Below are 13,405 nucleotides of genomic sequence, written 5' to 3' on the forward strand. Positions count from 1 at the left end.
CGGCCTCAACCACGGTGATCTCGCTGCGATATACTCGTTGAATTACGTCTAGTCGTTTCTCGTCTTTCATTGTCAGGGTTGTCATCCTTCCACCCTGACATAATTACGTTGCCGTTAACCCCTGACATAATCACTTTGCTACAACACCCGCCATGTTCTTCGGTTGACACGGCAACATTAGGGAGGCTCATGAATATCGAATTCATCCGCATCGTGTTCTTTACGGTCGTCGTTCAGCTCATCATTGCCGCACCGGCATCGACACAGTTGGTAAAGCTCAAAGCTGCTTACTCCGTACAAAGTTCCTGGTCGTTAGCTACCTGGGTCGCATACGAAGCGGGATTATTCAAAAAGTACGGCCTCGATGTCGATCTCGTTTTGATTCGCGCCACACCGATCGTAACCACGGCGATGATCTCCGGCGAAGCTCCGATTGGCCAGTTGGGCGGCAATGGACCGGTCGCGGCTGCGTTGCAAGGAGCCGATACCGTCAATTTCGCAACCTTGGTCAATATAATCCCGCAGAGCTTTGTCGTCGCACCCGAGATCAAAAGTGCCGACGATCTGCGCGGCAAACGCTTCGGCGTGAGCCGGTTCGGCGCGATTAGCGACGTGGTCGTGCGAAGGTATCTGCGCCGATTCGGTATCGACCCTGAACGGGATGTACAAATCATTCAGATCGGCGGCATTCCCGAACTTCTGACAGCTCTGAAATCCGGCGCTATCTCGGGCGGATCGATGTCGCCGCCCGTGCTTGGGGCGGCGAAAAAGGCCGGCTTCAAAGAGTTGGTCGATTTCGAGACGCTCGATTACAAGTATCCGGCTACCGCCCTTGCGACGACCAGGAGTTTTATTCAACGCCAGCGCGCCACCGTGCTCAATTTCTTGCGTGGCGAGATTGACGCGGCGCATGCGATCGGCAGGCAGAAGGAGTTCTCGATCAGCGTGCTGAAGAAATATATGCGCATCGACGATCCCAGTGTGCTTGACGAGGGTTACCGCTATGCCGTCAAATTCATCCAAACACGGCCCTTTCCAACCATCGACGAAACCCGCGCGGTGCTCGATGAGCTTAAGAAGCCGGCGGCAAAACCGGAAAGTTTTCTCGATCTGAGCTTGCTTCAGGAGTTAGAGAAAGAAAAGTTTTTCGATAAGTTTCGCTAATTAGATTTAATTCCAAAATGACTGCACCGGGGAATTTTCAATCCTTAGTGCCAAGGAGTTTATCAGTGAAGAGCGCCTATAGTCTAAAGATTCCCGAGCCTGATCCGGAGTTGACGCGGGTCGGGCCGGGGACGGCTTGCGGCGAACTGATGCGCCGCTACTGGCAGCCGGTTTGTACTTCCGCCGATCTAACCGATTTGCCGAAACCCGTGAAAATTCTCGGCGAAGAGTTGATCGCTTTTCGCGACGGTCAAGGGCGGGCGGGCTTGCTGTTTTTTCGTTGCAGGCATCGCGGCGCATCTCTCGAATACGGCCGCGTCGAGGAACGGGGCCTGCGCTGTTGTTATCACGGCTGGCTTTACGACGTAGAAGGCAACGTGCTGGAGATGCCGTTGGAGCCCAATAACAATCCGTTTCTCAAACAGATCCAACATCCTGGTTATCCCGTGCGCGAGTTCGGCGGCTTGGTCTTTGCCTACATGGGACCGCTCGACAAGCTGCCGGAGTTTCCGATTTACGACGTATGGCAAAAGCCGGGCGGATCGCTCAAGGCGCGCATGGGCCCGCGGGTCGGCGGCCCGGTGAATTGCAACTGGCTCCAAGCCGAAGAAAATTTAATGGACGCGCTGCACACTTTTTGGTTGCATACGCTGCACAGCGGCCCGCAGTTTCCATCGCGGGCCTATGGCATGAATCCCGATGAGCTAAAGTACGAAGAGACCGACATGGGCATGCGCTTCGTGCTCACGCGCAAACTTGAAAACGGCAAGTGGTGGGAACTGATTTGGGAAATGCTCATGCCGCTCAACGTGCATTTGGTCTACACCGACGAGCCTAATAGCGAACGGGTGCGCGCGGCAAGCTACTGCGTGCCGGTCGACGATACGCACCAACTGGGCGCGAGCATCCGCTGGCTGCGCGACGGCGAAGCCGAATCGTTATCGGGCCGGGAGCAGCTCGCTCCGGGCGGGCGCAAGAACGCGAGTTTCGAATACACCCAGCGCCATCCGGACGACAAAGAGGCGGTGGAAGGACAGGGGCCTATCGCTTTGCACAGCTTGGAGCATCTGGTCACGTCGGACAAAGGCGTGATGATGTTCAGAAAAAATTTGCGCACGGCGATCCACGCGGTTCAAGCGGGCCATGATCCCAAGGGAGTGATTCGTGACGCTGCGCAGGCAGGCAAGATACAAACAAGCGCCGGCAGTGTGGTGCGAGATTAAAGTAAATGGACGGCGCAGGCTTGGGAAAACCAACCTGGCGGCGGTCTTTGCGATTGGGTTGTGGTTTTCTCATCGGCATTGCACTGTGCCGGCCCACACTGTCGGCGGCGCAAGCGCTGCAAAAAATCACCGTCGGCTACAGTTCGCCGTCGGGCAATCAGTCGGTGATCTTTCTCGGCAAGGACGGAGGCAACTACCAAAAACACGGCTTGGATGTCGAACTGATTTTCATCGGCGCCGGTTCCAAGATGACGGCGGCGATTTTAGCCGGCGATATCAAGATCGCCCTGGTCGGCGGGGTCGCGCCGGTGAGCGCGCGGCTGCGCGGCGCGGATTTGAAAATCGTTGCCGTGGCGTTCAACCGTCTGGCGCTGTCGCTGATCGCGCAGAAAGATATTCGCTCCGTCGCCGATCTCAAAGGCAGGCGCGTCGCGGTAACGCGCTTCGGTAGCAACACCGATTTGGGCATTCGCTACGTGCTCAAAACCCACGGCCTGTTGCCCGACAAAGATGTAGCGATCTTGCAGTTCGGCGATGTGCCCTCGGCATTCGCCGCGTTGCAGGCCGGCGCGGTGCAGGGCTGCATGCTGTCTTATCCGACCACCAGCGCGGCGAAGAAGGCCGGCTTCAAAGAGTTGATCGATATTTCCGACAGTGCTCTGGAATATGCCAGCTCCAACATCGTCGTCACCGACCGCTATCTACAATCCCAGCGCGATGTCATCCGCCGTTTTCTGATGGGCTTCATCGAAGGCATGCATCGCTTCAAAACCGATGAGGCTTTCGCCAAGCGTGTCATGGGCAAATATCTGCGCATCAACGACGCCACGGTGTTGGACGAGACCTATAAACTTTTCGCGCCGAAAATTCCGCGCGCGCCCTTGGCCACGCCGGGCGGCATCCGCACGGCCCTGGAAAGTATCACCGACGATCCCCGCACGCGCACGGCGAAGCCCGAAGAATTTTACGACGATTCGATCGTCCGCGGCTTGGACAAAGAAGGGTTCATTCAGCAGCTGTATCGCTAAAAGGTTTGCTCGGATTCGGAAGATTGGCCGCAAAGAACGCAAAGATCGCAATGATTGGATTCTGTAGAGGCGCGATTCATCGCGCCCTTGCTTCTACCGCCTGCGCTGTTTGCCGGCGCTGGGTTTGTCGAGCGCTTCGCCCCAGCGGGAAAGAAACGCCGTGACGAAGCCGTGCTGGCTAGCGGCTTCGACGGCGAGCGGCGCCAGTGCCATCGCCACCGCCAGCGCGATGTGGTAGCCGATCGAGTGCGAGGCTTGGGCGCGGCGGTAGGCTGGATGGGTGCGATTGACCCAGACCGTCGATTCGGTCAGGCGGCCAATCTCGATGTCATCGGGACGATCTTCAAATTGGATATCGAGGCCGTAGTGCGACGGCCGGCGCGCGATCGTCTTACCGGCTAATTGGATCGCCTGATCTGCTCGGGGAAATTCCGCGGCCGGCTCGTTGACACTTGGATTTTCATTCGACGCTGCTTCGTCACTGATGGATGTTACTTCCGTCGCGACTTTTTCTTCGTTCTCCGCTAGAACCGTGACTGAGGCGCTGATGAACGCGTTGCCGTCGCTGTTACTGCCGCGCAAGCCGAGCGGTAATCTTTTCTGTCCGCCGGCGCGCTGCTCGATCAGCGAACCGAGCAGCGGAAAATCCATCGACAGTTCTTCCAGCACTTGAACTAAATCGCGCTGCAGCGGGCGCACTTCGCGGGGCGGCGCCTGCTCGTTGGCGGCGCGGCCATCGCCCCACGCCGCCAACTGCTTGCCGACCGCTTCCTGAATCGCTTTGCGAAATCCCAGATAAGTCGCGCCGCGGGCGCCGGCGCGGATGAAGTCGCCTTTGTTGAGCGTTAGGCAAGCGGTGAGTTCCGGCACTTCGATGATGCCGCCGATGCGTTCGGGCGTGCTCGGGGTCACGCCGAGCCAATCCCAGCCGCGGCGAATCACTTTGCCGTAGGTGCTGACCGCCAAGCCGCGCCGCTCTTCGGCGAGCGCTTGATCGTCGCGGATCAGATAGCCGAGGGCGGAAAGTTTGCGCCGGCGCATGAGACGAATTTCCAATTGCGCGGTTTCAGCAGCGCGCCAGTGCTGTTTAGTTAAGCTTCGGCCATTGATTTCAATGGCGACGCCCTTGGGATAATGAGTTGCTAAAAACTCGTCGAAGTTGGGATCGAGCAGTGGTTGGAAATGGCGCCGCAATGTCATTTCCAAAAATCCCGGATCGAGCAGCGGCGATAGGGCGTTTTGCAACGTCAGCCGCACGGCGGTGCCGCGCTCGGCAACCAAGCCGGGCGGTGGAATCCATTTCCAGGGCGCGCGATGGCGCGATGACATGTACCAAGAGCTGGCGACGTGGATCTTGCCGCGCCGGCTTTCAGTCAACACCGATTCGCAGACCAACAGGCCCAACTTGATGCCGACGCCGGCAAAGCCGATGCCTTCGCCGCGCGTCTTGCTGCTCGAAGCGATGTCGTGATAGCGTGCTAAGTCGCACCGCTGCATGCCCGAGCCGTTGTCGAGCGCGGTCAACATGCGCGCCGCAGGGTCGGTGGCAAAAATAATTTGCGTCGCCCCCGAATCCAGCGAGTTGGCCATGATCTCGGTAAGAATGGTTTCTTCGATGGACCCCGGATAAGCATCGCGCAGATCTTCGAGTAAATGCTGTAAGTCGACGCGGGTCTCACCCATTAGTAATCCTTATGTGGGAAATTGATTTTACCACGAAGCCCCGGCGCGTCAAAGCCGCAACAGAAATTCGAAATATCTCGTGCAAAGAACGCTAAGGTCGCAAAGGTCGGAGAATATGGTTAAGGATCATTCGAGAAGATGCGCCTCAATCATTTGATCTCCCCCTAATTTGACCTGACGGGTCCATGTATGTATGATTTCAAATCATGAATTGGAATGGAGAGTACCATGAAGTCGTTGAAGCGTAAAAACTTTTTGGTCGACGAGAGCGCCTTGAAAAAGGCTAAACGAATACTCAAGGCCAAAACGGAATCCGATACCGTGCGGCAGGCTCTCTCCTTAGTGGCATTCCGCAACGTCGTCATGCGGGGTTATGACCGGGCAGCGGGAAAGTATCCGGACTTTGGAGCAGCCTTCCGTGCGCGATGAAAAAGTAATCTACGATACCAACGTTTACATTGAACTCCTCCGTTCCAAGCAATTCGCCGCAGCCTTCCGTTCGCGCTATGAAGCGAATCTTCCGCTAACATTCATTAGCTCCGTGGTTGCGCAAGAACTATTAGCGGGAGCTACCGACAACCTCAGGCTCGCCGCCGTTGAAGGTCTGTATCGGCCATTCGAACGTACCCGTAGAATCGTCACCCCAACCCATACAGTTTGGAAAGAAGCGGGGCGCGTTCTCGGCGCTCTGCGGCGTCAGAGAAAGGATTTGAAAGATCGTCTGACCGGTAGTTTCATCAACGATTTGCTCATTGCCGCGAGCGCCAGAAGTGTAGGGGCGAAAGTGGTCACACTCAACGTTGACGACTTCTTTTTGATTAGAAGCCATATCCGCTTTGAATTGGAATCTTTGTAAGATTTAAAATCCATTCGCATTGAGATCCGTCCACCGCACTATCGGCCAGTCCTGATTCGCGCGAGAAAACGTTCTGTAAATCTACGATCATCTGATCGCTCTCGTCGCCCGCACCAGCACGTTCGGCGGAACCGTCAGGCCGATCTGCTTGGCCGCATTTAGATTGATGACGACCTCAAACTTCATCGGCTGCTCCACGGGAAGGTCTGCGGGCGTTCTGCCTTTCAATATTTTGTCCACATACGTAGCGGCGCGCCGGTCCAAGTCTTTCTTGTTCACGCCGTAGGTCATAAGCCCGCCGGCTTCCACATCTTCCCGACTGCGGTACATCACCGGGAGCCGGCTCTTTACCGCCAGTTCTAAAATTTCTTTTCGGCGAGCATTAAGGAGGGGAGGGGGCCAGACGCCATCATAAGGACCGCGTCAGCCCGCCCCTTGCTTGAGGCTCGGAATGCGGTCTCAAAATCCTTGGGACTTAGTACGTCTAGTTATTGAAGCTTCACTTTCAGCACCTTTGCGGCGAGCTCCACCTCTCTTAACACTTGTGCGTTGTCCGGGTTGGTCGAAGTCCCGAAGACGGCTACGCGGGAGAGCTTAGGAACGGTCTCCTTCAAAAGCTCCAGTCGTTTTCCGCTCAGCTCAGGGGCAAGCGTGGACAGTCCCGTAATGTTTCCGCCGGGTCGCGCAAGGCTGGCGACGAACCCGGTTCCAACTGGATCGCCTGCATTGGTCATGACAATGGGAATCGTATTCGTGGCTTCCATGGCGGCAAGGGTTGCTGGCCCACCACCTGTGATAATGATGTCTACCTTAGAGACGCACTAGCTCGGCCGCCAGCGTAGGCAGGCGATCGAATTTTGCCTCCGCGTATCGATACTCAATGATGATATTCTTCCCCTCCACGTATCCAAGCTCGCGCAGACCCTGCCGGAACGCCTCGCGGCGGGCCGAGGCAGTGGAAGTGGAGAGAGCAAATAGGTATCCTATCCGTAGGATTTTCGTTGGCTGCTGCGCGTTCGTTGGAAAGCTAAGAGCCAACAGCATAGCGCCCACCACCAGCCATTTTAGGTTTTGGAATTTGGATTTTAGATTCTTGGAGTGAAAACCCAATCATCGAATTCGAAAAATTTCGTTCATGTGTTTGTCTCCCTTAATCTAAAATAGAAAATCGAAAATCATTTGATCACATTTACGGCTTCGCGCCGCCTTTCGCTTTCGCCTTGGCCTCATCGATGATCGGTTGCAATTTTTTCTTGAGAGCTGGGTTGAGCTGAAAGGCTTTCTGGAAATCGGCGTCGGCTTCTTTGTCTTTGTTCTGGTGCACGCGGATGATGCCGCGGTAGACGTAGGCGTCGGCGTTTTTTGGCTGGAGGGTGAGGACCTCGGTGAAGTCGCGGGCGGCGTAGTCGTATTTGTCTAGCTTGACATAGGTTAGGCCGCGGTTGAAGGGCACTTCGGGATCTTTGGGGTTGAGCCGGCTGGCTTCGCTGTAGTCCTCGATGGCGCCTTCATGTTTGCCGCTTTTCATTTTCGCCAAGCCGCGGTTGTAGAAGGCTTCGGCGGATTTCGGATTGAGCTTGAGGGTTTCGTCGAAGTCGCGGATGGCGTCGTCGACCTTGCCCGTGTCGGCGTAGGCGATGCCTCGGTTATAATAAGCGTCGGCGAGTTTGGGATCGCGGCTGAGTGCGGCGTCGTAGTCTTTGATGGCGTCGGCGATTTTGTCTAAGGCCAGAAAACTGTTGGCGCGGTTATAATAGGTCAGCGCGTCCTTGGCATCGAGACGAATCGCTTCGGTGAAATCCTTGATCGCTGTGTCGTAGCGCTTGGCGTCGAAATGAATCGCGCCACGGTTGACGTAATTGCGCGGGTCGTTGGGATTCAACTTAATCGCCACGCCGTAGTCGTTGAGCGCCGGCAGATCTTGCTTCATGCGGCGCTCGACGTTGGCGCGGTTGAAGTAGGCTTCGCCGTCTTTGGGATTCAAGCGGATCGCTTCGCTGTAGTCTTTGAGCGCTTGGGGATTTTGCCCAAGGTCGTAATAAGCGTTGCCACGGTTAAAGTAAGCTTCGGCGAGTTTGGGATTGGCTTTGATGACTTTGTCATACTCGGCGAGGGCTTCTTTAACTTTGCCGGCGTCGTGCAGTTCGAGCGCCGCTTTGAGCGGATCTTCCGCTTGGCCGGCCCAGGCGCGCGTCGCGAGCGCCAGCAGCGCCAGGAGGATTGCGATTAGATTAAATGGTTTCGTCATATCCTTTACCGTTTGGCTGGCGCCATTAGCGCGTCGACTTTGTCTTTAAGGCTCGGGTCGAGTTCGACCGCCTTTTGGAAATCTTTCTGAGCGTCGTCGCTTTTTTCTTGTCTTACCCGGATCACGCCGCGGTTGGCGTAGATTCTGGCGTTCTTTCCGTCGAGCTTGAGTGCTTCGTCATAATCTTTCACCGCTTCGTCGTATTACCGAGTAGGGAATAGGCGTTGGCGCGGTTGTTGTAGGACTCGGCGTTTTTCGGTTGGAGCTTGATCGCTTCGCTGTAATCTTGCACCGCCAGCTCGTTTTTACCGAGGCGGCGGTAGGCGAGGCCGCGGTTGTAATAGATCTCCACATCCTTGGCGTCGCCTTTCTGCGCTTGACTCAAATCGCCGATCGCCTTGTCGAATTGCTTGAGCGCGATATGCGCCAAGCCGCGTTGGCGATGGGCGCGCGGCGCGTTGGCGTCGAGCTTGAGCACTTCGTCGAAAGTTTTGACCGCGCGCTCGTACTGTTTCTGCGCTAATTGGGCGTTGCCAAGATTGAAGTAGGCGTCGGTCGATTTGGGATTGAGCTTGATTGCTTCTTCGTAGTCTTTAATGGCGTGGTCGCTCTGGCCCATTTTGAAATAGGCCAGGCCGCGGTTGTTGTAGGCTTCATCGGATTTCGGCGCGGCCTTGACGGCGCGATCGAACGCGCCGACCGCCTCTTTAAATTTGCCGGCCTGGTAATATTTAACCCCGTCGCTAAAAGCGTTTTGCGCCTCGGCGCCAAAAGCGAGGGCAGGGAACGCTAACAAGAGGAGCAAGAAGTTCCGAATTGGTCTCATGTGGGTGTCTAGAGGCATAATGTGATTTAACGTATGGCGGCGCTTATGTCCAATTCTTTTGTCCCTCGGCTGGGCCTGTCTAATGCCCTAGACAAACTCGGCAAAAAAGAATATTGCTGTGAATTATCACGTATTGAGGAGGGTAACGCCTATGACCACAGCGACTGCGGTGAAACGCACCGCGGAACAAGTTTTGGGACAAGATAAAATTGTCTCGTCGGATTCCCATATCATGGAGCCGGAGGATCTTTGGGAAAAGAATTTAACGCCGAGCTTGCGCGCCAAGTTTCCGAAATTTCCGCCGCGCAATGTGGTGGGCGAGAAGCCGGGTGGATACGACCCCAAGGCGCGCTTGGGTGAAATGGCCGTCGACGGCGTCAGCGCGGAGGTTCTCTACGCGACGTTCGGGTTGCGTCTTTTCGCCCTGGAAGATGCCGAGCTGCAGGAAGCCTGTTTTCAGATCGCCAACGATTGGATGATGGATTATTGCAAAGCCGCGCCGGGCCGACTCTTCGGTATTCCCAATATTTCCATGTACAACATCCCCAACGCGATCAAGGAACTCGAACGCTGCAAGAAGAATGACATGATCGGCTGTATGATCTGGCAAGTGCCGCCGGACCATTTACCGTTCACCAGCGATTACTACAATCCGTTCTGGGAGGCCGCCGGCGAACTCGACATGCCGGTCAACGTGCATATCTTGACGGGCTTCAACTACAGCCGTTTCGACCGCAAAGGTTTGGATACCTACCGCATGACCGTTAACCAAAAGCTCACCGACGCGGCGAACACTTTGTTCGACTTCGTCTTTGGCGGTCCTTTGGCGAAGTTTCCCAAGCTCAAATTGGTCTATGTTGAAAACGAAGTAGGCTGGATTCCTTTCTACTGTCACGAATGGGACAAATATTATGTCCGCCACAGTTACAAGGCGCCGCTGCCATACATGAAAAAGCTGCCCGGCGAATATGTCAAAGATCAGGTGTTCGCGACTTTCTTCAGCGATCCGTGCGGCGGGCGCATGATGGATTGGTTTGGCGAAGATAATTTCATGTGGTCGAGCGATTATCCACACGCCGCTTCCACCTGGCCGCACTCGCGCCAAGTGATCACCGATGAGTTGGGCCACTTGCCCAAGGCGGTGATCGACAAAGTGGTGCGCCAAAACGTTCTCGACCTGTACCATATTAAAGTCGACGGCATTAACGCCTAAATATTAACCGACACAATTGAAAGGAGCACCCATGCAACCAGCAAAAAAACTCGCACCGGAAGCCAAACCGCACACGCAAAAATTTTCCCTGCGCACGCCCTACATGAAGCAGGGACGGATTACCCAGCTCGTCGCCGAGACTGAGAATATGTGGATCCACACCAAGATCAATTACGAGGGCGGCGAGAATGAAATTCATACTCATCTCGATGAAGACCACTCTTTTATCGTTCTCGAAGGCCAAATGAGCGTCTTCGACGAAAAGGGCGGTGAGATCAAAGTCGAAAAACACCAGGGCGTGATGATCCCCAAGGGCGCCTACTATCGCTATCTCAACACCGGCACGGAGAACTTGGTCGTGATCCGCGTCGGCGCGGGCATCAAGGGCAAAGCGCAAGGCGGTGAGGATATGCGCGTGCGTCCGGACGGCAAACCGTTGATCGCTTCTTCGGAAGAGAACAAGACCGTGTCGCCGCTCGAAGACACGCGCTTTTTTGCCGACTCGGCTGGATAAGCGCCGGTAAATTTATCGGTTCGAAATCACCGGCCACTGGGAAGTCTCAGTGGCCGGTGTCGTTTGGGGGGGGCGAAATGGTACAAGCGGTTCGCGCCATGCCCGAGGAAATGCCCCGGGAGTCGTGGCGCGGTTTCAAACCTGAGAGCGCGCTGGGGCAGGGAAGCGTCGGAGAAATTTTTATCGCGGCCAATTCGGCGGACGAGATGATCTCGCTTTCTCAAGTGCGCGCCTTTGCCGATCGCGGCTTGGAGGGCGATCGCTTTTTTCGCGATTCATGGAGCGCGGTTAACCGTTCGGACAAAGCGGTCAGTTTGATTGAAGATGAAGTTCTCGCTCTTGCCGCCAAGGAACTCGGCGTTGATGGCGTAGGCAGGCTTTCTCGTCGCAATATCGTCACCCGCGGTGTGGCGCTCATCGAATTATTGGGGCGCGAATTCACCGTCGGCAACGTGCGTATGCGCGGTATCCGTTTGTTCGAACCCTGCGGTCATCTGGTCGCCGTGACCAAGTTGCCGAGAATTTTCAAAGCGCTGGAACATCGCAGCGGTTTGAAGGCGGCGGTTGTCAGCGACGGCGAGATTCGAGTCGGCGACGCGGTGGTGTTACAAGCTGCTCAAATTTCAACAGCACAGGCGGGATGACCACGATGGAATACGGCTTACATCTGCCGGCGTCGAGCGCGGGCGTTAAACCTGAAGAGTTGGTGCGTTTCGCCCAACAAGCCGAAGCGCTCGGTTTCTACTGCATCACCGTCGCCGATCACGTCGTCGTGCCGAAAAATATTTCGGTGCCCTATCCCTACACCGTCGACGGTAAATATCCCGGTACCGGTTATCACTTGGAAACGCTGATGACGATGGGTTATCTCGCCGGTGCGACCAAACGCATTCGCTTCGTCAGCAGTGTGATGATCTTGCCCTATCGCAATCCCATCGTCACCGCTAAGATGCTCGCGAGTCTGGATGTTCTTTCCGGCGGTCGTGTCATCGTCGGCGCCGGCGTCGGCTGGATGAAAGAAGAGTTCGAAACGATTCGAACTGAAAATTTCGCCGAGCGCGGCAAAGTGACCGACGAGTATATCGCGGCGTTTAGAGAGCTGTGGACCAGCGACAATCCGAGCTTCACCGGCAAGTATTGTAGCTTCTCCAACATTATATTCTTGCCCAAGCCGGTGCAGCAGCCGACGATCCCGATCTGGATCGGCGGCCACAGCAAACAAGCGATTCGCCGCGCCGCGCGCTTGGGCGACGGCTGGCATCCCATCGGCGGCGTGCCGACGATCCCTTTAGAACCGGAGGGGATCAAACAAGACATGGACATGCTTTTCGAATACGCGGTCAAGGCCGGGCGCGATCCGAAAAAAATTCGCATCGCATTGAAAGGCTCCCTGTTCGACCGTGAGAAACAAATCACGCCGGGAAAACGTCGCCGTTTTATCGGCAGCGCTGAAGAAGTTGCGTCGGACATTCGCGATTACCGCGCCGCGGGAGTAGACACCATGATCTTCGACGTGCGCCAACCGACTATCAATGAAACTCTCGAGCGCATGGATTGGATGACGAAGGAAGTGTTCCCCAAGGTTTAAACGCAGTGCGCCTCATCCGAATGGCGCCTAAGTTTACGTAAACCGGCTCCGATTCGCTGCGCATCGATATTTCAAGTGATTGAGGTCTCGCGGAGAACCGCGCCAGCCGGGCGCCGGCTATCTCGACGGCGACGGAGATAAGGAGGGAAGAAACGATCAGACTGTGGCGTCACCTACCCGCCGGAGTTTTGCCTTCTTGATAATCTTGCGGGTTTACTTACGCGGAAAGTTTAATCTCAATAACCGCTCCAAGTGCGCGGGCTACTTTTTTCAGAGTAGGTAATGAAACCCGATCGTAGTTGCCACCTTCGAGTCGTGCGATGTTAGGCTGTTGCATGCCGACCCGGCGGGCTAGTTCCGACTGCGTCCAACCTTTCTTCATCCGGGCTTTGATCAGGCTTTGCGCGAGTTGGAACTCCGGTCCGAGCTTTTCGTATTCCTGCTTTACTGTCGGGTTTTTTAGCAGTTTTTGCTTGTGCGTTTGAAAATTCATATTTTACCTCCATGCCGGTGAACGTAGTCTTTCATGCGAGCTTCGGCGGTTTTCAGTTCTCGCTTTGGCGTTTCCTGAGATTTCTTTTTGAATCCGTGAAGCAAAACGAGCTTTCTACCGGAGATAGGAAAGAAAAACACCCGGTAAATCCCGCCGAACGATGAAAATCTCAGTTCTCTGAGTTTCGCAACGCCTTGGATGTTTTTAACCCACGGCTCCCGCAGGAGCAGGCCATATTGCTCAAGTAGTTCCAAAGAGCGAAGAAACTTTGCCTGGGCTGGCTGAGCAAGTTCGTCGACAAACTCTGCGACCGGAATCGACCCACCAGCGGTTTCGTAGTACTCGATCTCCCACGAGGAAAAGCTAGCCACCTGTCCTATATATCATATATGGTATGCACCGGCAATCTAATGATTCGCAGCCTGTTGTAGCAAAGTGATTATGTCAGGGGTTAACGGCAACGTAATTATGTCAGGGTGGAAGGATGACAACCCTGACAATGAAAGACGAGAAACGACTAGACGTAATTCAACGAGTATATCGCAGCGAGATCACCGTGGTTGAGGCCG

At 55.4% G+C, this 13,405-nt stretch carries 17 protein-coding genes; 9 read left to right on the forward strand and 8 right to left on the reverse strand.

Annotation, left to right across the window (positions count from 1 at the left end; translation table 11 throughout):
• Positions 1-189 precede the first annotated feature (189 nt).
• The 3 genes from EXR70_22325 to EXR70_22335 are packed head-to-tail and all read left to right on the forward strand — an operon-like array spanning position 190 to position 3,415.
• Positions 190-1,164: a hypothetical protein gene (locus EXR70_22325; protein MSP41232.1), complete on the forward strand. Its 975-nt coding sequence runs from the start codon at positions 190-192 to the stop codon at positions 1,162-1,164.
• Between the two features lie 17 nt (positions 1,165-1,181).
• Entirely contained in the window at positions 1,182-2,387 is a 1,206-nt protein-coding gene (locus EXR70_22330; protein ID MSP41233.1) for an aromatic ring-hydroxylating dioxygenase subunit alpha, read from the forward strand.
• 5 nt (positions 2,388-2,392) lie between these two features.
• Complete coding sequence (locus tag EXR70_22335; protein ID MSP41234.1) at positions 2,393-3,415, forward strand: ABC transporter substrate-binding protein; 1,023 nt, start codon at positions 2,393-2,395, stop codon at positions 3,413-3,415.
• 93 nt (positions 3,416-3,508) lie between these two features.
• On the opposite strand, the gene EXR70_22340 is transcribed toward EXR70_22335, so the two are convergent.
• Entirely contained in the window at positions 3,509-5,098 is a 1,590-nt protein-coding gene (locus EXR70_22340; protein ID MSP41235.1) for a hypothetical protein, read from the reverse strand.
• 228 nt (positions 5,099-5,326) lie between these two features.
• Here EXR70_22340 and EXR70_22345 point away from each other — a divergent pair, with 228 nt between their 5' ends.
• Positions 5,327-5,527 (forward strand): hypothetical protein, encoded by a 201-nt coding sequence (locus tag EXR70_22345; GenBank protein ID MSP41236.1) that lies wholly within the window; start codon positions 5,327-5,329, stop codon positions 5,525-5,527.
• Positions 5,472-5,954, forward strand: coding sequence for a type II toxin-antitoxin system VapC family toxin (locus tag EXR70_22350; protein ID MSP41237.1), 483 nt, complete (start codon positions 5,472-5,474; stop codon positions 5,952-5,954). The genes EXR70_22345 and EXR70_22350 overlap by 56 nt, the downstream gene beginning before the upstream one ends.
• Positions 5,955-6,041: 87 nt before the next feature.
• Here the strand turns inward: EXR70_22350 and EXR70_22355 are convergent, their stop codons facing one another.
• From EXR70_22355 to EXR70_22375, 5 genes are all read right to left on the reverse strand, one after another.
• The gene (locus EXR70_22355; protein MSP41238.1) at positions 6,042-6,287 is read right to left on the reverse strand and encodes a hypothetical protein; all 246 of its coding nucleotides are present in this window, start codon (positions 6,285-6,287) and stop codon (positions 6,042-6,044) included.
• Positions 6,288-6,442: 155 nt separating this feature from the next.
• Entirely contained in the window at positions 6,443-6,757 is a 315-nt protein-coding gene (locus EXR70_22360; protein ID MSP41239.1) for a hypothetical protein, read from the reverse strand.
• A gap of 386 nt (positions 6,758-7,143) precedes the next feature.
• A complete protein-coding gene (locus EXR70_22365) occupies positions 7,144-8,202 on the reverse strand; it encodes a tetratricopeptide repeat protein (protein MSP41240.1) in 1,059 nt (352 codons plus the stop codon).
• Between the two features lie 5 nt (positions 8,203-8,207).
• On the reverse strand, positions 8,208-8,393 hold the full coding sequence (locus EXR70_22370) for a tetratricopeptide repeat protein (GenBank protein MSP41241.1): 186 nt from the start codon (positions 8,391-8,393) through the stop codon (positions 8,208-8,210).
• Positions 8,390-9,046, reverse strand: coding sequence for a tetratricopeptide repeat protein (locus EXR70_22375; protein ID MSP41242.1), 657 nt, complete (start codon positions 9,044-9,046; stop codon positions 8,390-8,392). Before EXR70_22375 ends, EXR70_22370 begins: the two co-directional genes overlap by 4 nt.
• A gap of 133 nt (positions 9,047-9,179) precedes the next feature.
• Between EXR70_22375 and EXR70_22380 the strand changes: the two genes are divergently transcribed.
• The 4 genes from EXR70_22380 (at position 9,180) to EXR70_22395 (ending at position 12,343) form a co-directional block, all read left to right on the forward strand.
• Positions 9,180-10,241 carry an amidohydrolase gene (locus EXR70_22380; GenBank protein MSP41243.1) on the forward strand — a complete coding sequence of 354 codons (1,062 nt, stop codon included), beginning with the start codon at positions 9,180-9,182 and terminating at the stop codon, positions 10,239-10,241.
• 31 nt (positions 10,242-10,272) lie between these two features.
• Positions 10,273-10,755: a cupin domain-containing protein gene (locus EXR70_22385; GenBank protein ID MSP41244.1), complete on the forward strand. Its 483-nt coding sequence runs from the start codon at positions 10,273-10,275 to the stop codon at positions 10,753-10,755.
• Between the two features lie 77 nt (positions 10,756-10,832).
• Positions 10,833-11,399: an MOSC domain-containing protein gene (locus tag EXR70_22390; protein MSP41245.1), complete on the forward strand. Its 567-nt coding sequence runs from the start codon at positions 10,833-10,835 to the stop codon at positions 11,397-11,399.
• Positions 11,396-12,343 (forward strand): LLM class F420-dependent oxidoreductase, encoded by a 948-nt coding sequence (locus EXR70_22395; protein MSP41246.1) that lies wholly within the window; start codon positions 11,396-11,398, stop codon positions 12,341-12,343. Before EXR70_22390 ends, EXR70_22395 begins: the two co-directional genes overlap by 4 nt.
• 217 nt (positions 12,344-12,560) lie before the next feature.
• Here the strand turns inward: EXR70_22395 and EXR70_22400 are convergent, their stop codons facing one another.
• Complete coding sequence (locus tag EXR70_22400; protein MSP41247.1) at positions 12,561-12,836, reverse strand: helix-turn-helix domain-containing protein; 276 nt, start codon at positions 12,834-12,836, stop codon at positions 12,561-12,563.
• Positions 12,833-13,216: a type II toxin-antitoxin system RelE/ParE family toxin gene (locus tag EXR70_22405; GenBank protein ID MSP41248.1), complete on the reverse strand. Its 384-nt coding sequence runs from the start codon at positions 13,214-13,216 to the stop codon at positions 12,833-12,835. Before EXR70_22405 ends, EXR70_22400 begins: the two co-directional genes overlap by 4 nt.
• Between the last annotated feature and the right edge of the window lie 189 nt (positions 13,217-13,405).

The sequence above is a fragment of the Deltaproteobacteria bacterium genome (assembly GCA_009692615.1).
GTDB lineage: Bacteria > Desulfobacterota > Binatia > UBA9968 > UBA9968 > DP-20.

Bases quoted from the DNA above. Each gene is read 5' to 3' on its own strand.
- EXR70_22345 (MSP41236.1), top strand. From the start codon at position 5,327: ATGAAGTCGTTGAAGCGTAAAAACTTTTTGGTCGACGAGAGCGCCTTG.
- EXR70_22400 (MSP41247.1), bottom strand. From the start codon at position 12,836: ATGAATTTTCAAACGCACAAGCAAAAACTGCTAAAAAACCCGACAGTA.
- EXR70_22340 (MSP41235.1), bottom strand. From the start codon at position 5,098: ATGGGTGAGACCCGCGTCGACTTACAGCATTTACTCGAAGATCTGCGC.
- EXR70_22395 (MSP41246.1), top strand. From the start codon at position 11,396: ATGACCACGATGGAATACGGCTTACATCTGCCGGCGTCGAGCGCGGGC.
- EXR70_22390 (MSP41245.1), top strand. From the start codon at position 10,833: ATGGTACAAGCGGTTCGCGCCATGCCCGAGGAAATGCCCCGGGAGTCG.
- EXR70_22365 (MSP41240.1), bottom strand. From the start codon at position 8,202: ATGACGAAACCATTTAATCTAATCGCAATCCTCCTGGCGCTGCTGGCG.
- EXR70_22335 (MSP41234.1), top strand. From the start codon at position 2,393: ATGGACGGCGCAGGCTTGGGAAAACCAACCTGGCGGCGGTCTTTGCGA.
- EXR70_22385 (MSP41244.1), top strand. From the start codon at position 10,273: ATGCAACCAGCAAAAAAACTCGCACCGGAAGCCAAACCGCACACGCAA.
- EXR70_22325 (MSP41232.1), top strand. From the start codon at position 190: ATGAATATCGAATTCATCCGCATCGTGTTCTTTACGGTCGTCGTTCAG.
- EXR70_22380 (MSP41243.1), top strand. From the start codon at position 9,180: ATGACCACAGCGACTGCGGTGAAACGCACCGCGGAACAAGTTTTGGGA.
- EXR70_22350 (MSP41237.1), top strand. From the start codon at position 5,472: ATGACCGGGCAGCGGGAAAGTATCCGGACTTTGGAGCAGCCTTCCGTG.
- EXR70_22330 (MSP41233.1), top strand. From the start codon at position 1,182: ATGACTGCACCGGGGAATTTTCAATCCTTAGTGCCAAGGAGTTTATCA.
- EXR70_22375 (MSP41242.1), bottom strand. From the start codon at position 9,046: ATGCCTCTAGACACCCACATGAGACCAATTCGGAACTTCTTGCTCCTC.